Below are 25,269 nucleotides of genomic sequence, written 5' to 3' on the forward strand. Positions count from 1 at the left end.
ATGCGAGTTGGGAGCAATCGGCATGGCGATCGATCCCGGTGCCAAGCAGGACCTCAAGCCGTGGACCACGTTCAGCAAGAGTGACGACGTTCCCGACTGGATCGCCAACGCCTACATCGAGAGCTACCGCGGTCCGCGCGGCGACGAAGCGGGCGCCGCGGGATCCGTTCACGTCGACCCCGCGGCCCTGGTGACCCCCGCCATGCTGCGCGCACACTATCGGCTCGGCGAGTGCCGCCCGGAACGCGGAAGCTGCGTGTGCGTCCACCCGGCCGACGATCCCGAGGGATTCGGGCCCGCCCTGCAGGTCGTCACCGCCCACGGCAGCATGCTGCTGGACTCCGTCACGGTGCTGCTGCACCGGCTCGGCGTCGGCTACGGCGGCATCATGACCCCGGTGTTCGACGTCCACCGCAGCCCGACCGGGGACCTGCTCAGCGTCGAACCCATAGCGCCCGGCACGTCGCAATTCGACGGCGAGGCCTGGATATACGTTCCGCTGTCGCCGTCGGTCGACGGCAAGGCCCTCGCCGAGGTGGAGCGGCTGCTGCCCAAGGTGCTAACGGACGTCGAGCAGGTCGCCACCGACGCCGCGGCCATGATCGCCGCCCTGGGCGATCTGGAAGCGGCGGTCCAGACCAACGCCGACGACCGCTATGCGGCGCCGGACCGCGAGGACGTCGCGGAGCTGCTGCGCTGGCTGGGCAACGGAAACTTCCTGCTGCTGGGCTACCAGCGCTGCCACGTGCACGACACCGTGATTTCCCCGGACGGATCACCCGGCCTCGGGGTGCTGCGCACGCGCACCGGGACGCGGCCCCGGCTGACCGACGACGACCACCTGCTGGTCCTGGCGCAGTCCGTCGTCGGTAGCTACCTGCGCTACGGCGCCTACCCGTACGTGATCGCCGTTCGCGAAAACGGCGACGGGGGAGCCGTCATCGAGCACCGCTTCGTGGGACTCTTCACCGTCGCGGCCATGAACGCCGACGTCCTGGAAATCCCGATGATTTCGCGTCGGGTCCGCGACGCGCTCACGATGGCCGACAGCGACCCCATCCATCCGGGCCAGCTGCTGCTCGACGTCATCCAGACCGTTCCACGCTCGGAGCTGTTCACGCTCAGCGCCGATCGGCTGCTGGCGATGGCCGAGGCGGTGGTGGATCTTGGAACCCAGCGGCGCGCGTTGCTGTTCCTGCGCGCCGACCGGCTCCAATACTTCGTCTCGTGCCTGGTCTATGTGCCCCGCGACCGCTACACCACCCCGGTGCGGTTGCAGATCGAGGACATCCTGGTCCGCGAATTCGGCGGCACGCGATTGGAATTCACCGCTCGCGTCAGTGAATCGCCTTGGGCGCTGATGCATTTCATGGTCCGGCTGCCCGAATCCGATGCACCGGTTGATGTTTCGGAAGAGACCCGCGTGCGGCTCCAGGGGTTGCTGAGTGAGGCCGCGCGAACCTGGGGCGACCGCCTGATCGCCGCCACCGCGGCCGGCACGCCCGCGCACGGCGACGCCGAGCACTACGCGATCGCGTTCTCCGAGGTGTACAAGCAGGCCATCACACCCGAGGACGCCATCGAGCACATCGCGATCATCAATGAGCTGTCCGATGATTCGGTCAAGTTGGTGTTCTCCGACCGCGGCGAGGACGGCGCCGCCCAGCTGACCTGGTTCCTCGGCGGGCACACCGCGTCGCTGAGCCAGCTGCTGCCGATGCTGCAGAGCATGGGCGTCGTCGTGCTCGAGGAGCGGCCGTTCACCGTCACCCGGCCGGACGGGCTGCCGGTGTGGATCTACCAGTTCAAGATCCAGCCGCACCCGACGATCCCGTTTGCCACGTCGGTGGCCGAACGTAGCTCCACCGCAGAACGATTCGCCGACGCGGTCACCGCCATCTGGCAGGGCCGCGTCGAGATCGACCGGTTCAACGAGCTGGTGATGCGGGCGAGGCTGACCTGGCAGCAGGTCGTGCTCATCCGCGCCTACGCGAAATACCTGCGGCAGGCGGGCTTTCCGTACAGCCAGTCCTACATCGAATCGGTGCTCAACGATCACCCGTCGACCGTGCGGTCGCTGGTCACGCTGTTCGAGGCGCTGTTCGACCCCAGGGTGTCGGGATCGCCGACCAGTCGCGACGCGCAGGCGGCCGCCGCCGCCGTCGCCGCGGACATCGATGCGCTGGTGAGCCTGGACACCGACCGCATTCTGCGCGCGTTCGCGTCGCTGGTTCAGGCCACCTTGCGCACCAATTACTTTGTGACGCGCGAGGGTTCGGCGCGGGCCCGTAATGTGTTGGCGCTCAAGCTGGATGCGCAGCTGATCGACGAGCTTCCGCTGCCGCGGCCCAAGTACGAGATCTTCGTGTACTCGCCCCGGGTGGAAGGCGTGCACCTGAGGTTCGGACCGGTGGCGCGCGGGGGGCTGCGATGGTCGGACCGCCGCGACGATTTCCGCACCGAGATCCTGGGCCTGGTCAAGGCGCAAGCGGTGAAGAACGCCGTCATCGTGCCGGTCGGCGCCAAGGGGGGCTTCGTCGTCAAGCGGCCGCCGCTGCCCTCCGGCGAGGCCGCCGCCGACCGCGACGCCAGCCGTTCCGAGGGCGTCGCCTGCTATCAGCTGTTCATCTCGGGGCTCCTCGACGTCACCGACAACGTCGACCACGCAACGAAAAAGGTCAGCCCGCCCCCGGAGGTGATACGCCGCGACGGCGACGACGCCTACCTGGTGGTGGCCGCGGACAAGGGCACCGCCACGTTCTCCGACATCGCCAACGACGTCGCCAAGTCCTACGGGTTCTGGCTGGGCGACGCGTTCGCGTCCGGCGGATCGGTGGGCTACGACCACAAAGCCATGGGCATCACCGCCAGGGGCGCCTGGGAGGCCGTCAAGCGCCACTTCCGGGAGATGGGCGTCGACACCCAGACCGAGGACTTCACCGTCGTCGGCGTCGGCGACATGAGCGGCGACGTGTTCGGCAACGGCATGCTGCTCAGCGAGCACATCAGGCTGCTCGCCGCCTTCGACCACCGGCACATCTTCCTCGACCCCGACCCCGACGCGGCGTCGTCGTGGCGCGAGCGCAAGCGGATGTTCGAGCTGCCGCGGTCCAGCTGGGACGACTACGACAAATCGCTGATCAGCGAGGGCGGCGGGGTGTACAGCCGTGAGCACAAGGCGATTCCGGTCAGCCCGCAGGTCCGCGAGTCCCTCGGCATTAACGGTGACGCCACCGAAATGTCGCCGCCGGACCTGATGAAGGCGATCCTGCAGGCGCCGGTCGGCCTGCTGTTCAACGGCGGCATCGGCACCTACATCAAGGCCGAATCGGAGTCAGACGCCGACGTCGGCGACCGCGCCAACGACCCGGTGCGGGTGAATGCAAACCAGGTGCGCGCCAAGGTGATCGGCGAGGGCGGCAATCTCGGGGTAACCGCGCTCGGGCGCGTCGAGTTCGATCTGTCCGGCGGACGCATCAACACCGACGCGATGGACAACTCCGCCGGCGTGGATTGTTCCGACCACGAGGTCAACATCAAGATCCTGATCGACTCGCTGGTCACCGCGGGCAAGGTCGAGGCCGGGGAGCGTAAGGAGCTGCTGGAGTCGATGACCGACGAGGTCGCGCAGCTGGTGCTCAAGGACAACGAGGACCAGAACGACCTGATCGGCACCAGCCGCGCCAACGCGGCCAGCCTGTTGCCGGTGCACGCGATGCAGATCAAGTACCTCGAAGACCGCGGCCTCAACCGGGAATTGGAGGCGCTGCCGTCGGAAAAGGAGATCCATCGCCGCACCGACGTCGGCATCGGGCTCACCTCTCCCGAGCTGTGCACCCTGATGGCTCACGTCAAGCTCGCGCTCAAAGAGGACGTGCTCACCACCGAGCTTCCGGAGCAGGACGTCTTCGCGTCCCGGCTGCCGCTGTATTTCCCGAAGCCGCTGCGCCACCGGTTCACCCCGGAGATCCGGACCCACCAGTTGCGCCGGGAAATCGTCACCACCATGCTGATCAACGATCTGGTCGATGCCGCGGGCATCAGCTACGCGTTCCGGATCAACGAGGACGTCGGCGTCGGGCCGATCGACGCGGTGCGCACCTACGTCGCCACCGACGCCATCTTCGGGGTGAGCGAGATCTGGCGCAACATCCGCGCGGCGGACATACCCGTGGCGCTGTCGGACCGCCTCACGCTGGATACCCGGCGGCTGATCGATCGCGCCGGCCGCTGGCTGCTCAACTACCGTCCGCAGCCGCTGGCCGTGGGCGCCGAAATCAACCGATTCGCCGCGAAGGTCAAGGAACTCACGCCACGCATGTCGCAGTGGCTGCGCGGGGATGACAAAGCGATCGTCGAAAAGGAAGCGGCGGAATTCGCGGCGGAGGGCACCCCGGAAGACCTGGCGTACATGGTCGCCGCGGGCCTGTACCGCTTCAGCCTGCTCGACATCATCGACGTCGGCGACATCACCGAGATCGAGACCGCAGACGTCGCGGACACCTATTTCGCCCTGATGGACCGGCTGGGCACCGACGGCCTGCTGACCGCGGTCTCCGAGTTGCCCCGGCACGACCGCTGGCAATCGCTGGCACGCTTAGCGATTCGCGACGACATCTACTCCTCGCTGCGGTCGCTGACCTTCGACGTGCTGGCCGTCGGGGAGCCCGACGAAAGCGGCGAGGAGAAGATCGGTGAGTGGGAACAGATAAGCGCGTCGCGGGTGGAACGGGCGCGTCGCACGCTCAGCGAGATTCAGGAAAGCGGGGCAAAGGATCTCGCGACGCTATCGGTGGCGGCCCGGCAGATTCGCCGCATGACCCGCACCAGCGGACGGGGATCGTCGAGTTGAGCGTCGGGTACGTCGCGCCGGTGCCGGTGCGCTGGTCGGACATCGACATGTACCAGCACATCAACCACGCCACCATGGTCACCATCCTCGAGGAGGCGCGGGTGCTGTTCCTCCAGGAGCCGTTCGCGGCCGACATCACGACCATCGGGCTGCTGATCGCCGACGTTCGGGTCACCTATCGAGGGCAGCTGCGGCTGACCGATTCACCTCTGCAGGTGACCATCTGGACCAAACGGGTGCGGACGGTGGACTTCACGCTGGGCTATGACGTGCGATCGGTCAACGCCGACCCGGCGTCGAAGCCCGCCGTCATCGCCGAGACACAGTTGGCCGCTGTCCATATCGAGGAACAGCGGCTGGTGCGACTCTCGCCGCACCACCGGGAGTATTTGCAACGATGGCTGAGGGACTAACAGTCGAGCGCGGACTGTGGTTGCGTGACGCCGCGCACCGCGGGGACCTGGCCACGTTCGTCGATCACGCGATGCGCCTCGACGACGCCGCGGTCGTCCGGCTGCGCGCCCGGTCGGCCGGGCTGCTGACCGCTTGGGTGGCAACGGGTTTCGATGTGTTGGCCAGCCGGGTGGTCGTCGGTAGGGTGCGGCCCGACGATTTGTCGGTGGCCGCCGACGCGCTGGCTCGCGGCCTGTCGGCGATGGACGCCTCGGGCTACGTCGATCCGGGCTTCGCGATGGACTCGGCGTGGCGGGGCGCGCTGCCCCCCGAATCAGGCTTCACTCACCTCGACGACCTGCCGGCCCAGGTGCTGCTGGACCTGGCGCAGCGCGGCGCGCGACTCGCCAAGGAGCGCGGCAGTTCGCACGGTCCGCCGGTCTCGCTGCTCGACCAGGAGGTCATCCGGGTCAGCTCGGCCGATGTCAGCGTCGGGCTTCCGATGCGCTGCGTATTCGCCTTGACCGCAATGGGTTTCCTGCCGCAGTCGCCCGCTGAGGGCGCTCCCGCCGACGAGCTGGTGCGGGTGCGGATATCGCCGTCGTGGCTGCGCGTCGACGCCAGGTTCGGCTCGGTGTACCGGCGCCGCGCTCACGCGGCGCTGGTGTTGCGCTGACGCGCCTGGGGTCAGACGAGCCAGGCCGCCGCGTCGGGCGGCAGTTTGCCGTCGACCAACGGCGCGCTGGCCAAGATGAGCTCTCCCGGTGGCAACGCCATGGCGCGGCGGCCGGCATTCAGCGCGCACAGCAGGCCCCCGCCGCGGCGCCGGAAGATCAGCGCGTCGCGCGTCGCCGCCTGCCAATCCAAGCCGTCACCGGTGAATTCGGCTCGCTCCCTGCGTATTTCCAGCGCACGCCGAAAGAACGACAGCGTCGAGTCGGGGTCGTCGCGCTGCTTTTCGACGGTCAGCGCCGCCCAGTCCGCGGGCATCGGCAGCCAGGTGTCGCCAGTGGTCGAGAACCCGAACGGTGGCGCATTACCCGACCACGGAATCGGGACACGGCACTTGTCGCGGCCGCGTTCGGTATGCCCGGAGCGTTCCCACGTCGGGTCCTGCAGCACCTCCTCGGGCAGGTCGAGGACATCGGGCAGCCCCAATTCCTCGCCGTTGTAGACGAACACCGCGCCCGGCAGGGCGAGCATCACCATCGCCATGGCCCGCGCCCGGCGCAGCCCGGCCTCGCCGCCGCCGTACCGGGTGACCTCGCGGCCCACGTCGTGGTTGGACAGCGTCCACGTGGGGGTGGCGTTCTCGAGGGCGGTGGCCGCCAGCGAGTTGTCGATCGCGTCGTGGATTTCGGTGGCGTCGAAGTCGATCTTCGTCAGCCGGAAGTTGAAGCCCAGATGCAGCTCGTCGGCCCGCAGGTACTCGGCCCAGCGGGCGTTGTCCATCACCCACACCTCCCCGATGGTCACCGCGCCGGGATAGTCGTCGACGATCGCGCGGATGCCGCGGTGGATCTCATGCACGCTCGGGTGGTTGAAGCGCGGATCGTCATCGCTGTGACTCAGCACCTTGACGTCGTCCTTGGCATCGGGCAGGTCGGACGGCTTGGCCATCCCGTGCGCGACGTCGATGCGGAAGCCGTCCACGCCGCGTTCCAGCCAGAAGCGCAGCGTCTTCTCGAAGTCATCGAAGACCTCGGGATGCTCCCAGTTCAGATCGGGTTGCTCGGCGTCGAACAGATGCAGGTACCACTGGCCCGGATTGCCGTCCGGCTCGACGATCCGCGTCCACGCCGGCCCGCCGAACACCGACGTCCAGTTGTTCGGCGGCAGTTCGCCGAGGGGACCGCGGCCGTCGCGAAAGTAGTAGCGCTCCCGCGCGTCGGTGCCCGGGCCGGCGGCCAGCGCCGCCTGAAACCAGGGGTGCTGCGAACTGCTGTGGTTGGGCACCACGTCCATCGTGATCTTGATGCCGCGCTGGTGTGCCGCCGCGATCAATCGCTCGATGGCGGCCATCCCGCCGAACACCGGGTCGATGTCGCGGGGGTCCGCCACGTCGTAGCCGTGGTCGGCCATCGGCGAGACGGTGACCGGGTTGAGCCAGATCGCGTCGACACCCAGATACGTCAGGTCTTCCAGCCGGGCGGTCAGCCCGTCCAGGTCGCCGATCCCGTCACCGTTGCTGTCGGCGAACGACCGCGGATAGACCTGGTAGAAGACCGCGTTTGACCACCACGGCTCGTGGCTCATACTGCTCCGTTCGGTTTGTTAGAACGATGAATTGACCAGTGAGTTCGCGGCCATCTCCAGGTAGTCGAGCAACTCGCGCCGATGCTCGTCGTCCAGGGTTTGCGAATCGATGGAAGCGACGGCGGTGTGCATGCACCGCAGCCAGGCGTCGCGCTCGATGGGGGTGATCCGGAACGGGGCATGCCGCATCCGCAGCCGCGGATGCCCGCGCCGGTCGGAGTAGGTGCGCGGGCCGCCCCAGTACTGCTCGAGGAACATCCGCAGCCGCTCCTCGGCGCCCTCGAGGTCGTCCGCGGGATACAGCTGACTGAGAATCTCGTCCTCCGGCACCTGCGCGTAAAACCGCGACACGATCGCATCGAAGGTTTCGGCACCGCCGACGGCGTCGTAAAAGCTCACCTGATCCATCGCCTCCATTGTGGTGCATCGCCCCGGCGGCAAGGTCGGGCCTACCCGGCTGTTCACCGGAACGACACGGCGCGCACCAGCAATAAGGGTGCGTTTGGCGGCGAATCATGGTGGACTATTCCGCGGAGGATCTATGGCGCATGGCAAGAGACGCCGCAGCCACCGCAGTTCCGGTGCCGCGGCAGGGTTGACCGGGCCCCCGACCGCGTCGGGCCTGCATAGCGTCGAAACCCATCCACCCACCCGCCACGAGAGCGCCTCGATTTGGAGTCGCCGACGGGTGCTGCTGCTGAATTCCACCTACGAGCCGCTGACCGCGCTGCCCATGCGGCGGGCCATTGTCATGGTGATCTGCGGCAAGGCCGACGTGGTGCACGACGACCCGGCGGGGCCGGTCATCCACTCCGCGACCAGGTCGATCGTGGTGCCGTCGGTGATCCAGCTGCGGTCCTATGTGCGGGTTCCGTATCGGGCCCGCGTGCCCATGACCCGCGCCGCGCTCATGCACCGCGACCGCTTCTGCTGCGCCTACTGCGGGGCCAAGGCCGATACCGTCGACCACGTGGTGCCCCGCAGCCGCGGCGGCGACCACTCCTGGGAGAACTGCGTCGCGTGCTGTTCGACCTGCAACCACCGCAAGGGCGACAAGCTGCTCGCCGAGCTCGGCTGGACCCTGCGCCGGGCGCCGCTGCCGCCGACGGGGCAGCACTGGCGCCTGCTGTCGACGGTCAAGGAACTGGACCCGGCCTGGGCCCGATACCTCGACGAAGGCGCGGCCTGAGCGATCCCGTGTCCGCGTGTGCGGGCAGCTCACCCGGTGGGATACGGTTTGCGTCGTGAGCCTTGCAGAGATTCACCTGTACTTCATCGGAATCCCGCTGGCGCTGGTTGCCCTGCTGTCCCTGCTAATCTGGCGGCGCAAGGGACCCCACCCAGCGACCTACCAGATGTCGGAGAAGTGGACCCACCCGCCGATCCTGTGGGCCGCGACCGACGAGGACGTCGGCCGTGCCCACGGCGGACACGGTGCGGCGGAGTTCTCGGTTGGAGGTGGCGCCAGTGGCACGTGGTGAGGTCGCAACGATCGAGCCTAGCGGGCTGCCCAGGGGGTCGGCGATCACCACCAGCGGACGGGTCTCGGGCGTGACCGAGCCCGGCGAGCTGTCGGTGCACTACCCCTTCCCGACCAAGGACCTGGTCGCCATCGACGACGCGCTGAAGTACGGCTCGCGGGCGTCGCTGGCGCGGTTCGCCATCTACCTGGGTGACCTGGGTAGCGACACCGCCGCGCGGGCCCGCGAAATCTTGGCCCAGGTGCCGACACCCGACAACGCGGTGTTGCTCGCGGTTTCGCCCGGCCAGTGTGCCATCGAGGTGGTCTACGGCTCGGCGGTCAGGGGCCGCGGCGCCGAGTCGGCCGCGCCGCTGGGAGTGGCCGCCGCCTCGTCGGCGTTCGAGCAGGGCCATTTGGTCGACGGGTTGGTCAGCGCCATCCGCGTGCTGAGCGCGGGGATCTCACCGGCCTAGTTTTCCGGCGCCGAGACTGCAACCCGAGCGAGGGTTAACTCCGTCTCGACGCGCTGAGCGCAGGCTCGATCAGGACGCGTCGAACTTCCGCGCCTTCAGCGACCGCTTGATGCCGGCCTGGCCTTCCAGCACCAGGCGCCGCAGGGCCGGCGGAATGTCCGGGTCGCCGAGGAACTGGTCGGCGGCCGCGATGGCGGCCTCGCTGATGTCCCAGTGGGGGTACAGCCCGATCACCACCGTCTGGGCGACCTCGCTGGATCGCCGCGCCCACACTCCGGCGATCGCGTCGAAGTAGCGCGCGGTGAACGGCTTGAGCAGTTCGTGCTGTCCGGGCGCCGCGATGCCGGCGATCATCGAGCGCGCCGAGATGTTGGCCAGGGTGTCGTCCTCGACCACGGTGGTCCAGGCCTGCTCCTTGACCGGCAGCTGAGGTCGTGCGGCGACCGCCTGGGCGCCGTGCCGCTTCCCGGCGGCGGTCGGATCGCGCTGCACCTCGGCGTCGATGAAAGGCGTCGCGAGCCCGTCGGCGTCGATCTCGCCGGCGGCGGCCAGCGCGGTCACCAGCCGCCAACGCAGGTCGGTGTCGACCTGCAGGCCCGCCAGCCCGAGGTCGGCCGGGTCGTGGTCGAGCAGGTCGGCCAGCACCACGATGTGCCGGGTCGACAACACCGACGAGCACAGCGTGTTGACGAACGTGAGCTGGTGATCCGATCCGGGCTGCGCCGCGCGCGCCAGCTCGAGCAGCCGGTCGGCGAACTGCGGCCAGCCGTGCTCGCGCGCCCACCCCGGCTCGGCGTAGGACGCCAGCGCGGTCTGGGCCTGCAGCAGCAGCCGCTGCGCCACCCCCACCTCGGTTTCGGCCTGCACCCCGCCGGAGACCAGTGCCACGAAGTCGCGGGCGCGCAGTTCGGCCTCGCGGGTCATCTCCCACGCCGCCGACCACACCAGCGAGCGGGGCAGCGGCTCGGCGATGTCGGCGATGCGTTCCAGCGCGGTCTGCAGCGACTGGGCGTCCAGCCGCAGCGAGCAATAGGTCAGGTCGTCGTCGTTGACCAGGATCAGCTTGCCGCGCGAAACCCCCACCAGCGCAGGCACTTCCGTTTGCAGCCCCTCGACGTCGAGCTCCTCGCGGTGCGCCCGCACCAGCTTGCCGGCGCCGTCGTCGTCATAGATGCCGACGGCCAGCCGGTGCACCCGCGTCTCACCCGCACCGGGCGCGGCGCCGCTCTGGGTCACCGCGAACCGGGTGAGCCTGCCGTCGGCGTCGACGTCGAAGTCGGGTCGCAGCGTGTTCAGCCCGGTGGTCTTCAGCCACTGCTGGCCCCAGTCGGACAGGTCGCGGCCGGACGCCTGCTCGAGCGCGGCGATCAGATCGCCGAACGTGGCATTGCCGTAGGCGTGCGTGCGGAAGTAGTCGCGCAGCCCGGCCAGGAAGTGCTCCAGCCCGACGTAGGCGACGAGCTGCTTGAGCACCGAAGCGCCCTTGGCGTAGGTGATTCCGTCGAAGTTCACCTCGACGGCGGCCAGGTCGGGGATCTCCGCGGCGATCGGGTGCGTCGACGGCAACTGGTCCTGACGGTACGCCCACGACTTCTCGACCGTGGCGAACGTCGTCCAGGCCTCGGTGAATTCGGTTGCCTCGCTTTGGCACAACACCGATGCGAAGGTCGCGAACGACTCGTTGAGCCACAGGTCGTCCCACCACGTCATGGTGACCAGGTCCCCGAACCACATGTGCGCCATCTCGTGCAGCACCGTCTCGGCGCGCCGCTCGTAGGAGGCGCGGGTGACCTTGCTGCGAAAGACGTAATCCTCGAGGAAGGTCACCGCCCCGGCGTTTTCCATGGCTCCGGCGTTGAACTCCGGAACGAACAGCTGATCGTACTTGCCGAACGCGTAGGGCAGGCCGAAGTTCTTGTGGTAGAAGCCAAATCCCTGCTTGGTCTGGGTGAAGAGCCGCTCGGCGTCCATGTGCGGCGCGAGCGAGGCGCGGCAGTAGATGCCCAGCGGGATCTCGCCGTGCTCGTCGGTGTAGGCGTCCTTCCACTCGGCGTACGGGCCGGCGATCAGGGCCACCAGGTAGGTGCTCATCCGCGGCGTGGTGGCAAACGTGTGTACGCCGTCTTGCACCGAGTGGGGCGCGCCGTTGGAAATCACCTTCCAGTGCTTGGGGGCGACGACCCGCACGTCGAACGTCGCCTTGAGGTCGGGCTGGTCGAAGCAGGCGAACATGCGCTTGGCGTCGGCGGTTTCGAATTGCGAATACAGGTAGGTCTCGTCGTCCACCGGATCGACGAAGCGGTGCAGTCCCTCGCCGGTGTTGGAGTAGCGGCGGTCGGCGTCGACGACGAGGGTGTTCCGCTTCTCGAGCGCGCGCAGCGGGACACCGGTCGATTCGTCATACCCGGACACGTCGAGTTCGCGGCCGTTGAGGGTGGCGCCGCGCACCGTCTCCGCGGCGAGGTCGATGTACGTGTCGGCGCCGGGCAGCGCGTCGAACACGACGGTCGTGGTGGAGCGGAAGGTACGTTCGCCGGGCGCGCCCTTGCCGTCGGTGACGTCGAGGCTGATCTGGTAACTGTCGACGGTGATCAGGGCGGCGCGCTCGACGGCCTGGTCGCGGGTGAGGTTAGGAAGGACCACGCGTCCAACTTACGTGCCGAGCAGGCCGGGAACAGCCGCGAGAGGCCTACGGTTGTGCTGAAGGTGTCTTGACCGACGAAAGGACTGCGCTATGCCCGAGAAGAACCGAGCCGACTTCTGGTTCGATCCGCTGTGCCCGTGGTGCTGGATCACGTCGCGCTGGATACTTGAGGTCGAGAAGGTGCGCGACATCGAAGTGCACTTCCACGTCATGAGTCTCGCGATCCTCAACGAGAACCGCGAAGGCCTGCCCGACAACTACCGCGAGATGATGAAGCACGCGTGGGGGCCGGTGCGGGTGGCTATCGCCGCCGAGCAGGCGCACGGCGCCAAGGTCCTGGACCCGCTGTACACCGCCATGGGCACCCGGATCCACAACGAGGACAACAAGAACCTCGAGGAGGTCATCAAGCTGTCGCTGGCCGACGCCGGCCTGCCCGCGGAGCTCGCCGAGGCGGCGCACAGCGAGGACTATGACGACGCGCTGCGCAAGAGCCACCACGCCGGGATGGACGCCGTCGGCGACGACGTCGGCACGCCGACCATTCACGTCAACGGGGTGGCGTTCTTCGGCCCGGTGTTGTCGAAGATCCCGCGCGGCGAGGAAGCCGGCAAGCTGTGGGACGCGTCGGTGACCTTCGCGTCCTACCCACACTTCTTCGAACTCAAGCGGACCCGCACCGAGAAGCCCGAGTTCGACTAGATCGTCGGGCGGCGACCCGCCGCGCCCGACTTCGCCGCCCTTGCGATCGCCGCGGCGACCAGCCCGTGTAAGGATTGCGGCCATGCGCGTCTACCTCGGCTCTGACCACGCCGGATTCGAGCTCAAGCAGCAGGTCATCGCCCACCTCAAACAGGCCGGGCACGAGCCGATCGATTGCGGCGCCTACACGTACGACGCCGAGGACGACTACCCCGCGTTCTGCATCGCCGCCGCGACGCGCACCGTGGCCGACCCGGACAGCCTGGGCATCGTGCTGGGCGGGTCGGGCAACGGTGAGCAGATCGCGGCCAACAAGGTTCCGGGTGCCCGCTGCGCGCTGGCGTGGAGCGTCGAGACCGCGACGCTGGCCCGCGAGCACAACAACGCGCAGCTCATCGGCATCGGTGGCCGCATGCACACCGTGGCCGAGGCGCTGGCGATCGTCGACGCGTTCCTCGGTGCGCAGTGGTCGAAAGCCGAACGCCACCAACGCCGCATCGACATCCTCGCCGAGTACGAACGCACCCACCAGGCGCCGCCGGTGCCCGGCGCCCAGGGCTGAAGGTGCCCGAAGGGCACACCCTGCACCGGCTGGCCCGGTTGCATCAGCGCCGATACGGTCGGGCACCGGTCGCGGTCTCCAGCCCGCAGGGCCGGTTCGCGGCGGCGGTGGTGGACGGCCGGGTGCTGCGAGGCACCAGCGCGTGGGGCAAGCACCTGTTTCATCACTACGACGGCGGCCCGATCGTGCACGTGCATCTCGGCCTCTACGGCGCGTTCACCGAGTGGGAGCGCCCCGACGGCGCGCCGCTACCCGAACCCGTCGGGCAGGTGCGGATGCGGATGGTCGGGGAGGGCTACGGCACCGACCTGCGCGGCCCTACCGTGTGCGAGGTCATCGACGAGGGTCAGGTCAGCGACGTGCTGGCCAGGCTCGGCCCCGACCCGCTGCGCAGCGACGCCGACCCGGCGGGGGCGTGGGCGCGAATCGCCAAGTCGCGCAGGCCCATCGGGGCGCTGCTGATGGACCAGACCGTCATCGCCGGCGTGGGCAACGTCTACCGCAACGAGCTGCTGTTCCGCCACCGCATCGATCCGTTCCGGCCGGGCCGGGGGATCGGGAAGGCGGAGTTCGACGCGGCGTGGACCGATCTGGTGGCGTTGATGAAGGTCGGCTTGCGCCGCGGCAAGATCGTCGTGGTGCTGCGCGAACACGACCACGGCCCGCCGTCGTACCGCCCCGGGCGGCCGCGAACGTACGTCTACCGGCGTGCGGGGGAGGCGTGCCGGGTGTGCGGTGGGCCGGTCCGCACGGAAGTGTTGGAGGGCCGAAACGTGTTCTGGTGCCCGGCCTGCCAGAAGTGATCAAGCCTGGACGGGCTCGATGAGGCCCAGCGCGGCGTAGACCTCGTTGCTCAACGCGAGGCTGCGCGGGTCCGCGTTGGACTTGGTGGCGTCGAAACGGTTCGCCACGTACGCGTAGCCGATCCGGTGCTCCAGGTCGACGAACCCGAACGAGCCGCCCAGCCCACCGTGACCGAAGATCCGCGGGTTCGGTCCGTTGACGCAGCGCTGGTTCAGCATGTAGCCCAGACCCCAGCCGTGGTCGGCGACGCGCGGTCCCAGCACCAGATCGGTGTCGAAACCGCCCTGCGAGACCCGGACCCGTTCCATGTGCTCGCGACTGAGGAGCTTCTCCTGCGCGAGCGCGTTGTAGAAGGTCGCCAAGCCCAACGCCGACACCTGGCCGTTGGTGCCGGGGAACTCCAGCTCGCGCCACAACCGCAGGTCGTGCGAGCCCAGTTCGTCGTCGGGCGCGAATCCCATCGCGATGGACAACCCCGCCTTGGGGTGTTCGGCCACGCTGGTCGGGTAGCCGGGGGCCTGCGCCTCGGCCAGCAGGTCCCTGGCGTGCGGCTTGTTCACGCGCTCGGCGCACCGGCGCTGCTCGGCGGCGGACAGGCCGATGTGGACGTCGGCGCCCAGCGGCTCGGCCATCTCGGTGCGCAGGTACTGGCCGATGGTGCGCCCGGTGACGCGGCGGAACACCTCGCCGAGGATGAAGCCGAACGTGGTCATGTGATAGCCCTGCGCGGTGCCTGGCTCCCACCAGGGTTCGGCGGCGGCGAGCTGCTCGCAGACGAAGTTCCAGTCGGCGACGTCTTCCCAGCGCATCCTGGTGCGCGGGCCGATGACACCGGAGCGGTGACTCATCACCATGGCCAGCGTGATGGCTTCCTTGCCCGCCTGCCCGAACTCGGGCCAGTAGCGTGCTACCGGCGCGTGCAGGTCCAGCTCGCCGCGGTCGGCCAGCTGGTGCACGCAGGTGGCCGAGAGGGCCTTGGTGCCGGACAGCACCGTCGTCAGGGTGTTCTGTCGCCAGGGCCGGGTGCCGGCGGCGTTGGCCCAGCCGCCCCAGAGGTTGACGACGAGGTCTCCCTCGACCCACACCGCCACGGCTGCGCCGACCTCTTTGCCCAGCTCGAAGTTGCGCTCGAACGCATCGCGGACGCCGACGAATTTCGACGCGCACGAGCCGTAGATGTCGGCGTGGCTCATGGCCCCCCTGTCGGACAGGCAGTTACCCGAGCGGGCGACGGGAATCGAACCCGCGTAGCTAGTTTGGAAGACTAGGGCTCTACCATTGAGCTACGCCCGCAAGCTTTAGTCGAGCGAGACTGTATCTGGCGGCGAACTTCAAATCTAATCGAAGCGGTTTCGTGATGCCTCCGTGAGGTCCCACTGGTCTTGACGGTCCCCTGCGAGGCCAATGCCCCCGGGCCGTAGGATTTCGAGGTCAGCGCGGGGTGTAGCGCAGCTTGGTAGCGCATCCGCTTTGGGAGCGGAAGGCCGCAGGTTCAAATCCTGTCACCCCGACCACACTGGCCCGATCCACCGAACACCGAGGAGCAAACCCGTGAAGAGCAGCGTCGAGCAGTTGAGCCCCACTCGGGTGCGCATCAACGTGGAGGTGCCGTTCACCGAACTCGAGCCCGATTTCCAGCGGGCCTACCAGGAGCTGGCCAAGCAGGTCCGGCTGCCCGGGTTCCGGCCCGGCAAGGCGCCGGCCAAGCTGCTCGAGGCCCGGTTCGGCCGTGAGGCGATGCTCGACCAGGTCGTCAACGAGGCGTTGCCCGCCCGCTACGGCCAGGCGGTCGCCGAGGCGGAAGTCCACCCGGTCGGACAGCCCGACATCGAGGTCACCAAGAAGGAGTACGGCGAGGAGCTGGCGTTCACCGCCGAGGTCGACATCCGCCCGAAGATCGCCCTTCCGGACCTGAGCGCGCTGCAGGTCTCGGTCGACCCGATCGAGGTCAGCGACGACGACGTCGACGCCGAACTGGAGTCGCTGCGCGCCCGGTTCGGGACCCTTAAGGGCGTCGAGCGGCCGGTCGCCGACGGTGACTTCGTCTCGATCGATCTGTCGGCCACGGTCGACGGCGAGGAGGTGCCGGGCGCGGCCGCGGAGGGACTGTCCCACGAGGTCGGCTCCGGCCGGCTCATCGCGGGACTGGACGACGCGCTGGTCGGCCTGTCCGTCGACGAGGCCAAGGAATTCACCGCGCAGCTGGCGACCGGCGAGCACGCGGGCAAGGACGCGCAGGTCACCGTGACCGTCAGGTCGATAAAGGAGCGTGAGCTTCCCGAGCCCGACGACGAGTTCGCCCAGTTGGCAAGCGAATTCGACACCATCGACGAGTTGCGGTCCAACCTGCGCGAGCAGGTGGGCCGCGTCAAGCGCGCCCAGCAGGCGGAGCAGATCCGCGACGCCACGATCGACGCCCTGCTCGAGCAGGTCGACGTGCCGCTGCCGGAGTCCGTCGTCAAGGCCCAGGTCGACAGCGCCGTGCACAACGCGCTGCATGGCTTCGACCACGACGAAGCCAAGCTCGCGGAGGCGCTCCACGAGCAGGGTAAGTCGCGCCAGCAGTTCGAGGTCGATGCGCACAACGCCGCCGAGTCCGACGTCAAGAAGCAGCTGTTGCTCGATGCGCTGGCCGACGAGCTGGAAATCCAGGTCGGCCAGGACGACCTGACCGAGCGGCTGGTGATGACCTCCCGGCAGTACGGCATCGAGCCGCAGCAGCTGTTCGCGTATCTGCAGGAGAACAACCAGCTGCCGGCGATGTTCGCCGACGTGCGACGCGGGCTGGCCGTCGCCGCCGCGGTCGAGGCGGCGACCGTCACCGACACCGACGGCAACACCGTCGACACCAGTGAGTTCTTCGGCAAGCGCCCGCAGGAATCCGACGAGGCCGAGGATGTCGACGTGGCCGAGGAGGCGGAGGGGGCGGACGCCCCCGACGACGAAGCGGAGTGACCCGCCGTGACGCTGTGAGCGAACGCGCCCACTTCAGGGGCGCCGCGGCCGCCACGCAGCGGGACGGTTGGCTAGGGTCGGTGCATAGAAGAACTCGAGAAAGCAGGTAACCCAGTCGTGACTGACATGCGTTCGAACTCGCAGGGTCTCAACCTCACGGACTCCGTCTATGAGCGCTTGCTCTCCGAGCGCATCATCTTCCTGGGTTCGGAGGTCAGCGACGAGATCGCCAACCGGCTGTGCGCGCAGATTCTGCTGCTCGCCGCCGAGGACGCGACCAAGGACATTTCGCTCTACATCAACTCGCCCGGGGGATCGATCAGCGCCGGAATGGCGATCTACGACACCATGGTTCTGGCGCCCTGCGACATCGCCACCTACGCGATGGGCATGGCCGCCTCGATGGGTGAATTCCTGTTGGCGGCGGGCACCAAGGGCAAGCGCTACGCGCTGCCGCACGCCCGCATCCTGATGCACCAGCCGCTGGGCGGGGTGACCGGTAGCGCGGCCGACATCGCGATCCAGGCCGAGCAGTTCGCGGTGATCAAGAAGGAGATGTTCCGGCTGAACGCCGAATTCACCGGCCAGCCGATCGAGCGCATCGAGGCCGACTCCGACCGCGACCGCTGGTTCACCGCCCCGGAGGCCCTGGAATACGGGTTCGTCGACCACATCATCACCCGCGCCGCCCACATCACCAACGGAGAAGCCCAATGAACCCCGAAACCCAGCCCCAGGCGCGGTACATCCTGCCGTCGTTCATCGAGCACTCCAGCTTCGGTGTCAAGGAGTCGAACCCCTACAACAAGCTGTTCGAGGAGCGCATCATCTTCCTCGGTGTCCAGGTGGACGACGCGTCGGCGAACGACATCATGGCGCAGCTGCTGGTGCTGGAGTCGCTGGACCCCGACCGCGACATCACCATGTACATCAACTCGCCCGGCGGGGGGTTCACGTCGCTGATGGCGATTTACGACACCATGCAGTACGTGCGCGCCGACATCCAGACGGTGTGCCTGGGCCAGGCCGCCTCGGCCGCGGCGGTGCTGCTGGCGGCGGGGACGCCGGGCAAGCGGATGGCGCTGCCCAACGCGCGCGTGCTCATTCATCAGCCTTCGCTGTCAGGTGTGATCCAGGGACAGTTCTCCGATCTGGAGATCCAGGCCGCCGAGATCGAGCGGATGCGCACGCTGATGGAGACCACGCTGGCCCACCACACCGGCAGGGACGCCGCGACGATCCGCAAGGACACGGACCGGGACAAGATCCTGACCGCGGAAGAGGCCAAAGACTACGGGATCATCGACACCGTTCTCGAGTACCGCAAGCTCTCCGCGCAGACGGCGTAACGCCTCGCCGAACTGGGGCACTCGCCCAGAGAGGCGCCCCCACCCGCGTGCTCCAGCTCGGCGGCCGGGCCGCCGTCGCTGATCAGTACGGATTCGCCGGCCCCCGGAAAACCCGACTGCCAATCCCACTCGGTAAATGTAGGGTTGGTGCAGCGGACCGGACTCGCTCGGGTAACGACCGCGACACGCCAAGGCACGGATTGCGCGTCTCGGCGAGTGAGGGGGGCCGTCTGGCTATATGTTTCATTCAGACGGAAGAGCATGAACGTCCCAGGAACTCCCTCGAATATCAAAGACGCGATTCGGCGGTAATGGTCGCGGGGGGCCCGAGCAAGCGGGTAGCGTCGGGGAAACACATGCGGGACAGCAAGACGGACGGCGAACAGGAAGTAGGCCCTCAGCACCATGGCGCGCATCGGAGACGGCGGCGACCTGCTTAAGTGCTCGTTCTGCGGGAAGAGCCAAAAGCAGGTAAAGAAACTCATTGCCGGCCCCGGTGTGTACATCTGCGATGAGTGCATTGATCTCTGTAACGAGATCATCGAAGAGGAGCTCGCCGACGCCGACGACGTCAAGCTCGACGAACTGCCCAAGCCCGCCGAGATCCGGGAATTCCTGGAGGGATATGTCATCGGGCAGGACACCGCCAAGCGCACGCTGGCCGTCGCGGTCTACAACCACTACAAGCGCATCCAGGCCGGCGAGAAGGGCGGCCGCGACTCGCGGTCCGAGCCGGTGGAGCTGACCAAGTCCAACATCCTGATGCTCGGGCCCACCGGCTGCGGCAAGACCTACCTGGCCCAGACGCTGGCCAAGATGCTCAACGTGCCGTTCGCCATCGCCGACGCCACGGCGCTGACCGAGGCCGGCTACGTCGGCGAGGACGTCGAGAACATCCTCCTCAAACTCATCCAGGCCGCCGACTACGACGTCAAGCGCGCCGAGACCGGCATCATCTACATCGACGAGGTCGACAAGATCGCGCGCAAGAGCGAGAACCCGTCGATCACCCGTGACGTCTCCGGGGAGGGCGTGCAGCAGGCCCTGCTGAAGATCCTGGAGGGCACCCAGGCGTCGGTTCCGCCGCAGGGCGGCCGCAAGCACCCGCATCAGGAGTTCATCCAGATCGACACCACCAATGTGCTGTTCATCGTCGCGGGTGCGTTCGCCGGGCTGGAGAAGATCATCTACGAACGCGTCGGCAAGCGCGGTCTGGGCTTCGGCGCCGAGGTGCGCTCCAAGGCCGAGATCGACACCACCGACCACTTCGCCGACGTGATGCCCGAGGACCTCATCAAGTTCGGCTTGATCCCCGAATTCATCGGCCGGCTGCCCGTCGTCGCGTCGGTCACCAACCTGGACATGGATTCGTTGGTCAAGATCCTGTCCGAGCCGAAGAACGCTCTGGTCAAGCAGTACACGCGACTGTTCGAAATGGACGGCGTGGAACTGGAATTCACCGACGACGCGCTGGAGGCGATCGCCGATCAGGCGATCCACCGCGGCACGGGCGCCCGCGGCCTGCGGGCGATCATGGAGGAAGTCCTGCTGCCGGTGATGTACGACATCCCGAGCCGCGACGACGTCGCCAAGGTCGTGGTGACCAAGGAGACCGTGCAGGACAACGTGTTGCCGACGATCGTGCCGCGCAAGCCGTCGCGCGGCGAGCGGCGCGACAAGACCGCCTAGCGCAAGTCCTATTGGCTGGTCGGCGTCCAACCGCTCGACGGCGCGGGGGCGGTGTGCTCGGGGCGCTGTTGCCCCACCGTTTCTCGGCTCCCTGGCCGCCGCGGGCTTCGTCCTGTATCTCGTGGCGATGACCGAGACGGCCCCGCAAGAGCGCGGTACCCCGTCCGCACCGCGGACGTGACCAATACCACAGTTTTGCATTATCCGCACCGCTGCCCTTCGCTGACTTCGGCGTTGGGGGCAAAGCCGCTGCATGCAACGCTTTCGAGACGCCCATGCTCGCCTAAAAGGAGTGCCATAATTGGTACTACTAGTGACACACAAGCTTCGGCGCGCAGGAGCGGTCTCTACGGCGCGTAACCTAAAGCTCCAGCGCGCAGTGCCTATCCGGGTAACGAATGGAAGGCGGATACGTGGATCCGAACGGCAGCGGAGCCGGGTCTGATTCTCATAATGGCTCCTCTGGGAATGGGTCGGCCGGCCGTCAACGTATAGAACAGGTTGTCATTCGATTCGCCGGAGACTCCGGCGATGGCATGCAGCTGACCGGCGACCGGTTCACCTCGGAGGCGGCGCTTTTCGGAAACGACCTCGCGACCCAGCCGAACTACCCCGCGGAGATCCGTGCCCCCGCAGGCACGCTGCCCGGGGTGTCTTCCTTCCAGATTCAGATCGCCGATTACGACATCCTGACCGCCGGCGACCGCCCCGATGTCCTCGTCGCCATGAATCCCGCGGCGCTGAAGGCCAACATCGGCGACTTGCCGCGCGGCGGCATGGTCATCGCGAATTCCGACGAGTTCACCAAGCGCAACCTGACGAAGGTGGGTTACATAACGAACCCGCTGGAGTCCGACGAGTTGTCCGACTACGTCGTGCAGTCCGTCGCGATGACGACGCTGACGCTCGGGGCCGTCGAGGCGATCGGGGCGTCGAAGAAGGACGGCCAGCGCGCCAAGAACATGTTCGCGCTCGGCCTCTTGTCGTGGATGTACGGGCGGCCGATCGAAGCCAGCGAGAAATTCATCCGGGAGAAGTTCGCCCGCAAGCCCGACATCGCCGAGGCCAACGTGCTCGCGCTGAAGGCGGGCTGGAACTACGGCGAAACCACCGAGGCGTTCGGCACCACCTACGAGGTCTCCCGGGCGTCCCTGCCGTCGGGCGAATACCGCCAGATCTCCGGCAACACCGCGCTGTCCTACGGCATCGTCACCGCCGGTCAGCTGGCCGGCATCCAGGTCGTCCTCGGCAGCTACCCGATCACGCCGGCGTCGGACATCCTGCACGAGCTGTCCAAGCACAAGAACTTCAACGTGATCACCTTCCAGGCCGAGGACGAGATCGGCGGCATCTGCGCGGCGATCGGCGCCTCCTACGGTGGCGCCCTCGGCGTCACCAGCACGTCCGGACCCGGCATCTCGCTGAAGTCAGAGGCGCTGGGCCTCGCGGTGATGACCGAGCTACCGCTGCTGGTCATCGACGTCCAGCGGGGCGGTCCGTCGACGGGGCTGCCCACCAAGACCGAGCAGGCCGACCTGCTGCAGGCGCTGTACGGCCGCAACGGGGAATCGCCCGTCGCGGTGGTGGCGCCGCGGTCGCCGTCGGACTGCTTCGAGACCGCCATCGAGGCGGTGCGCATCGCGGTGTCGTACCACACCCCGGTGATCGTGCTGTCCGACGGCGCGATCGCCAACGGCTCGGAGCCGTGGCGCATCCCCGACGTCAGCTCGCTGCAGCCGATCACGCACACCTTCGCCAAACCCGACGAGCCCTTCCAGCCGTACAACCGGGACCCGGAGACGCTGGCCCGCCAGTTCGCCGTTCCGGGCACGCCGGGGCTCGAGCACCGCATCGGTGGCCTGGAGGCCGCCAACGGCTCCGGCAACATCTCCTACGAGCCGGTCAACCACGACCTCATGGTCCGCATCCGCCAGGCCAAGATCGACGGCATCGCCGTCCCCGACCTGGAGGTCGACGACCCGACCGGGGACGCCGAACTGCTGCTGATCGGTTGGGGCAGCTCGTACGGTCCCATCGGCGAAGCCTGCCGGCGCGCGCGGCGCAAGGGCATCAAGGTCGCCCACGCCCACCTGCGCCACCTCAGCCCGTTCCCGCCGAATCTGGGCGACGTGCTGCGGCGCTACCCGATGGTGGTGTGCCCGGAGATGAACCTGGGCCAGCTGGCGCTGATCCTGCGCGGCAAGTACCTGGTCGACGTGCAGTCCGTCACTAAGGTTCAGGGTGTCGCGTTTCTCGCCGACGAGATCGGGCGCCTCATCCGCGCCGCGCTCGGCGGCACACTGGCCGAAGTCGAGCAAGACAAGAAAATGGTCGCCAGAATGGCGGCAGCAACGGTTGGAGCGGGAGCTAGCGAATGACCGACCTGGTTGGCGCAGACCTCGGGGTCACCCCGAGGCTGACCAAGAACGACGGGGTTCCGACGACGGACCAGCCGCAGAAGGCCAAGGACTTCACCAGCGACCAGGAGGTGCGCTGGTGCCCGGGCTGCGGTGACTACGTCATCCTCAACACCATCCGCCAATTCCTGCCCGAACTGGGGCTGCGCCGCGAGAACATCGTCTTCATCAGCGGCATCGGCTGCTCGAGCCGGTTCCCGTACTACCTCGAGACCTACGGGTTCCACTCGATCCACGGCCGCGCGCCGGCGATCGCCACCGGTCTGGCTCTGGCCCGCGAGGACCTTTCGGTGTGGGTGGTGACCGGCGACGGTGACGCCTTGTCGATCGGCGGCAACCACCTGATCCACGCGCTGCGCCGCAACGTCAACATCACCATCCTGCTGTTCAACAACCGGATCTACGGCCTGACCAAGGGCCAGTACTCGCCGACGTCCGAGGTCGGCAAGGTCACCAAGTCGACGCCGATGGGTTCGCTCGACCAGCCGTTCAACCCGGTGTCACTGGCGCTGGGCGCCGAGGCGACCTTCGTCGGTCGCGCGCTGGACTCCGACCGCACCGGGCTGACCGAGGTACTGCGCGCCGCGGCCGAACACCGGGGCGCCGCCGTCGTCGAAATCCTGCAGGACTGCCCGATCTTCAATGACGGCTCGTTCGACGCGCTGCGCAAGGAGGGCGCCGAGGAGCGGGTGATCAACGTCCACCACGGCGAGCCAATTGTGTTCGGCGCCAACGGCGAATACTGCGTGGTGAAGTCCGGCTTCAGCCTCGAGGTGGCCAAGACCGCCGACGTGAGCGTCGACGAGATCGTCGTCCACGACGCGCACGCCGACGACTCGGCCTACGCGTTCGCGCTGTCGCGGCTGTCGGATCAGAACCTCGACCACACCGTGCTGGGCATCTTCCGCAACATCAGCCGGGCCACCTACGACGACGCGGCTCGCTCCCAGGTCCGCGCCGCGCAGGCATCGAAGCCGTTCGATTCCGCCGCCCTGCAGTCGCTGCTGACCGGGCGCGACACCTGGACCGTCGACTGACGTGGCCGAGCAGATGCCCGACGCAGTGTCACTGGCCGGGGTAATAGTCGCTGGGGGAGAGTCGCGGCGCATGGGCCGCGACAAGGCGACCTTGCCGGGCCCCGGGGGAGCCGCCACGATGGCTGAGTATGTGGTCGGCATCGTCGCGCAGCGCTGCGAACCGGTTCTCGTGATGGCCGCCCCGGGACAGCCGTTGCCGGCGCTGCAGGCCCGCGTCATCCGCGACGACGTGCGCGGGCTGGGACCGCTGCCGGCAACCGGACGGGGACTGCGCGCCGCCGCGGAGGCGGGCGCGCGGTACGCGTTCGTCTGCGCCGTCGACATGCCGCTGCTGAACGCCGATGTGATCGACGATCTGGTCCGCCTCGCCACCGAGACCGATGCCGAGGTGGTGTTGCCGTGGGACGGTCGCAGCCACTACCTGACGGCGGTGTACCGCACCGATCTGGCCGATCGGATCGAGGCGCTGGTCGCAGCCGGCGAGCGCAAGATGAGCGCCCTGATCGACGCCTCCGACGCCCAGCAGATTGTGCTGCCGGATTCGCGCCCGCTGACCAACGTCAACACGGACGCCGAACTTCGCGCGGTGGTGCGGCCCGGCGCCTGAGGGCGAACGCGCGCATTTTTAATTGGTCCCCGCGGCCGATTAATTAATTGATTTCAACCATTCTTTATATATTGAATAATTGGCGCCGTCCATTTGCGCATCCGTTTGGGATTGTCCGCCGATAGCGAGGCCGGGGTCGCTTGGGGTTGCGGGTCTCGGATGGCCTTGGCGCAGCGCGACATTCGGTTGCGTGCCGGGAAACCCCGGCGATTTCCCGCCACGGAATGCCATCCGGCCGCGGGCAAATCGCCAGTCTGATGCGAAAGTCATTGGAGTGGCGAGTATCCCGTCTGAGTTGAACGAAATGCCTTGCGGCACTGCCTTGTTCGCTTTTAACGGGATCGAATCTCGTTCACGTCGGGCGCGTCGCTCGGCAAGCGTGCGTATCTTGTTGTATTGTGCGCCGGTTCGCCCCCGGCGCCGGGGAGTGGGCCACGGGGCCGCGCAGCCGCGCCCCGGTCTCGAAGGCGCGTGTGCCAGCTCACAAAATCGCCGTGATTCGGCTCACGATTTGGTTGTTCAGCCGGTGGCTGGGCACCGCCGGAAAAGGCGCGGTTGACCTGCAGAGATGATTAAGCGATCGCGGCGTGATCGGCTCGTTACCGAACCGAGATATCCGTTTTCTGAAGATGACGAACGCCGCCGGGTTTCGTACGGTCCGTGTTAGCCCGAAAACGGGTTAACGGAAAAGTAATCGACAATCGAATCACGGACCCGCGTGTGAGCGGGGCTGCGGGCGGCAGAGCCGCGTCGCGGCCCGGGGTTTGTACCTCGCCGGGCAGATCGAGCGCCCGCCGCTGGCGTGCCTGAACGAGACGGCACGTCCCAGAGCACCTTCGAGCACCAATCAACGACCTTCGACCCACTCCGGTGGGTCTGCTTTGGCGCGCGCACCGCGAAAGGAAGAAATTTGAAGAACGTCCGCAAGACGCTCATCCTCGCCGCGATCAGCGGCACCCTGGTGACGTTGCCTTCCGCCACCGCCACCGCGGAACCGATGGGCTTTGACCCGAACGTTCCCCCCGCCGGGCTCGCCCCCGACCCGCCCCCGCCGCCGGCCCCGGACG

At 67.8% G+C, this 25,269-nt stretch carries 20 protein-coding genes and 2 tRNA genes; 17 read left to right on the plus strand and 5 right to left on the minus strand.

Annotation, left to right across the window (positions count from 1 at the left end):
• Positions 1 to 22: 22 nt before the first annotated feature.
• From A5787_RS02995 to A5787_RS03005, 3 genes are read left to right on the plus strand one after another with little or no spacing between them, the layout of a single operon-like run.
• A complete protein-coding gene (locus A5787_RS02995) occupies positions 23 to 4,852 on the plus strand; it encodes an NAD-glutamate dehydrogenase (RefSeq protein ID WP_066961382.1) in 4,830 nt (1,609 codons plus the stop codon).
• Positions 4,849 to 5,265 (plus strand): thioesterase family protein, encoded by a 417-nt coding sequence (locus tag A5787_RS03000; RefSeq protein WP_066961419.1) that lies wholly within the window; start codon positions 4,849 to 4,851, stop codon positions 5,263 to 5,265. The genes A5787_RS02995 and A5787_RS03000 overlap by 4 nt, the downstream gene beginning before the upstream one ends.
• Positions 5,250 to 5,921 carry a hypothetical protein gene (locus A5787_RS03005; protein WP_066961385.1) on the plus strand — a complete coding sequence of 224 codons (672 nt, stop codon included), beginning with the start codon at positions 5,250 to 5,252 and terminating at the stop codon, positions 5,919 to 5,921. Before A5787_RS03000 ends, A5787_RS03005 begins: the two co-directional genes overlap by 16 nt.
• 11 nt (positions 5,922 to 5,932) lie before the next feature.
• Here the strand turns inward: A5787_RS03005 and A5787_RS03010 are convergent, their stop codons facing one another.
• Together A5787_RS03010 and A5787_RS03015 are read right to left on the minus strand one after the other, a co-directional pair.
• Positions 5,933 to 7,501: a glycoside hydrolase family 13 protein gene (locus A5787_RS03010; protein ID WP_066961388.1), complete on the minus strand. Its 1,569-nt coding sequence runs from the start codon at positions 7,499 to 7,501 to the stop codon at positions 5,933 to 5,935.
• Positions 7,502 to 7,519: 18 nt separating this feature from the next.
• A complete protein-coding gene (locus tag A5787_RS03015; protein WP_066961420.1) occupies positions 7,520 to 7,909 on the minus strand; it encodes a globin in 390 nt (129 codons plus the stop codon).
• A gap of 133 nt (positions 7,910 to 8,042) precedes the next feature.
• Between A5787_RS03015 and A5787_RS03020 the strand changes: the two genes are divergently transcribed.
• Genes A5787_RS03020 through A5787_RS03030 form a run of 3 tightly spaced genes read left to right on the plus strand, consistent with a single transcriptional unit; the run spans position 8,043 to position 9,436 of the window.
• Positions 8,043 to 8,690, plus strand: coding sequence for an HNH endonuclease (locus A5787_RS03020; RefSeq protein ID WP_066961391.1), 648 nt, complete (start codon positions 8,043 to 8,045; stop codon positions 8,688 to 8,690).
• 55 nt (positions 8,691 to 8,745) lie between these two features.
• Positions 8,746 to 8,982 carry a hypothetical protein gene (locus tag A5787_RS03025; protein WP_066961422.1) on the plus strand — a complete coding sequence of 79 codons (237 nt, stop codon included), beginning with the start codon at positions 8,746 to 8,748 and terminating at the stop codon, positions 8,980 to 8,982.
• On the plus strand, positions 8,969 to 9,436 hold the full coding sequence (locus tag A5787_RS03030) for a DUF5130 domain-containing protein (protein WP_066961394.1): 468 nt from the start codon (positions 8,969 to 8,971) through the stop codon (positions 9,434 to 9,436). The genes A5787_RS03025 and A5787_RS03030 overlap by 14 nt, the downstream gene beginning before the upstream one ends.
• A 69-nt stretch (positions 9,437 to 9,505) precedes the next feature.
• Here A5787_RS03030 and pepN read toward each other — a convergent pair whose 3' ends face one another.
• Positions 9,506 to 12,079 carry an aminopeptidase N gene (gene pepN / locus A5787_RS03035; protein ID WP_066961397.1) on the minus strand — a complete coding sequence of 858 codons (2,574 nt, stop codon included), beginning with the start codon at positions 12,077 to 12,079 and terminating at the stop codon, positions 9,506 to 9,508.
• Between the two features lie 91 nt (positions 12,080 to 12,170).
• Here pepN and A5787_RS03040 point away from each other — a divergent pair, with 91 nt between their 5' ends.
• The 3 genes from A5787_RS03040 to A5787_RS03050 all read left to right on the plus strand — a co-directional run bounded on the left by A5787_RS03040 (position 12,171) and on the right by A5787_RS03050 (position 14,147).
• Positions 12,171 to 12,782: an Rv2466c family mycothiol-dependent reductase gene (locus A5787_RS03040; RefSeq protein WP_066961400.1), complete on the plus strand. Its 612-nt coding sequence runs from the start codon at positions 12,171 to 12,173 to the stop codon at positions 12,780 to 12,782.
• A gap of 82 nt (positions 12,783 to 12,864) precedes the next feature.
• Complete coding sequence (locus A5787_RS03045; RefSeq protein ID WP_066961402.1) at positions 12,865 to 13,344, plus strand: ribose-5-phosphate isomerase; 480 nt, start codon at positions 12,865 to 12,867, stop codon at positions 13,342 to 13,344.
• Positions 13,345 to 13,346: 2 nt separating this feature from the next.
• Positions 13,347 to 14,147: an Fpg/Nei family DNA glycosylase gene (locus A5787_RS03050; protein ID WP_066961405.1), complete on the plus strand. Its 801-nt coding sequence runs from the start codon at positions 13,347 to 13,349 to the stop codon at positions 14,145 to 14,147.
• On the opposite strand, the gene A5787_RS03055 is transcribed toward A5787_RS03050, so the two are convergent.
• The gene (locus A5787_RS03055) at positions 14,148 to 15,341 is read right to left on the minus strand and encodes a serine hydrolase domain-containing protein (protein WP_156763730.1); all 1,194 of its coding nucleotides are present in this window, start codon (positions 15,339 to 15,341) and stop codon (positions 14,148 to 14,150) included. It abuts the gene before it with no gap.
• Positions 15,342 to 15,370: 29 nt separating this feature from the next.
• Positions 15,371 to 15,441, minus strand: a tRNA-Gly gene (locus A5787_RS03060).
• Between the two features lie 144 nt (positions 15,442 to 15,585).
• On the opposite strand from A5787_RS03060, the gene A5787_RS03065 reads away from it, so the two are divergent.
• The 8 genes from A5787_RS03065 (at position 15,586) to mobA (ending at position 24,202) form a co-directional block, all read left to right on the plus strand.
• A tRNA-Pro gene (locus A5787_RS03065) sits at positions 15,586 to 15,662 on the plus strand.
• Between the two features lie 37 nt (positions 15,663 to 15,699).
• Positions 15,700 to 17,103 (plus strand): trigger factor, encoded by a 1,404-nt coding sequence (gene tig, locus A5787_RS03070; protein WP_066961409.1) that lies wholly within the window; start codon positions 15,700 to 15,702, stop codon positions 17,101 to 17,103.
• A gap of 126 nt (positions 17,104 to 17,229) precedes the next feature.
• Positions 17,230 to 17,820, plus strand: coding sequence for an ATP-dependent CLP protease proteolytic subunit ClpP1 (gene clpP1 / locus A5787_RS03075; RefSeq protein ID WP_066961410.1), 591 nt, complete (start codon positions 17,230 to 17,232; stop codon positions 17,818 to 17,820).
• A complete protein-coding gene (clpP2, locus tag A5787_RS03080; protein WP_066961413.1) occupies positions 17,817 to 18,452 on the plus strand; it encodes an ATP-dependent CLP protease proteolytic subunit ClpP2 in 636 nt (211 codons plus the stop codon). The genes clpP1 and clpP2 overlap by 4 nt, the downstream gene beginning before the upstream one ends.
• A gap of 405 nt (positions 18,453 to 18,857) precedes the next feature.
• Positions 18,858 to 20,141: an ATP-dependent Clp protease ATP-binding subunit ClpX gene (gene clpX, locus A5787_RS03085; RefSeq protein ID WP_066961415.1), complete on the plus strand. Its 1,284-nt coding sequence runs from the start codon at positions 18,858 to 18,860 to the stop codon at positions 20,139 to 20,141.
• Positions 20,142 to 20,554: 413 nt separating this feature from the next.
• Positions 20,555 to 22,519 carry a 2-oxoacid:acceptor oxidoreductase subunit alpha gene (locus tag A5787_RS03090; protein WP_156763731.1) on the plus strand — a complete coding sequence of 655 codons (1,965 nt, stop codon included), beginning with the start codon at positions 20,555 to 20,557 and terminating at the stop codon, positions 22,517 to 22,519.
• The gene (locus tag A5787_RS03095) at positions 22,516 to 23,595 is read left to right on the plus strand and encodes a 2-oxoacid:ferredoxin oxidoreductase subunit beta (RefSeq protein WP_066961418.1); all 1,080 of its coding nucleotides are present in this window, start codon (positions 22,516 to 22,518) and stop codon (positions 23,593 to 23,595) included. Before A5787_RS03090 ends, A5787_RS03095 begins: the two co-directional genes overlap by 4 nt.
• A gap of 13 nt (positions 23,596 to 23,608) precedes the next feature.
• A complete protein-coding gene (mobA, locus tag A5787_RS03100; protein ID WP_066961424.1) occupies positions 23,609 to 24,202 on the plus strand; it encodes a molybdenum cofactor guanylyltransferase in 594 nt (197 codons plus the stop codon).
• The last annotated feature ends 1,067 nt before the right edge of the window (positions 24,203 to 25,269 follow it).

Origin of the sequence: Mycobacterium sp. 852002-50816_SCH5313054-b (genome assembly GCF_001667185.1) — a bacterium.
GTDB lineage: Bacteria > Actinomycetota > Actinomycetes > Mycobacteriales > Mycobacteriaceae > Mycobacterium.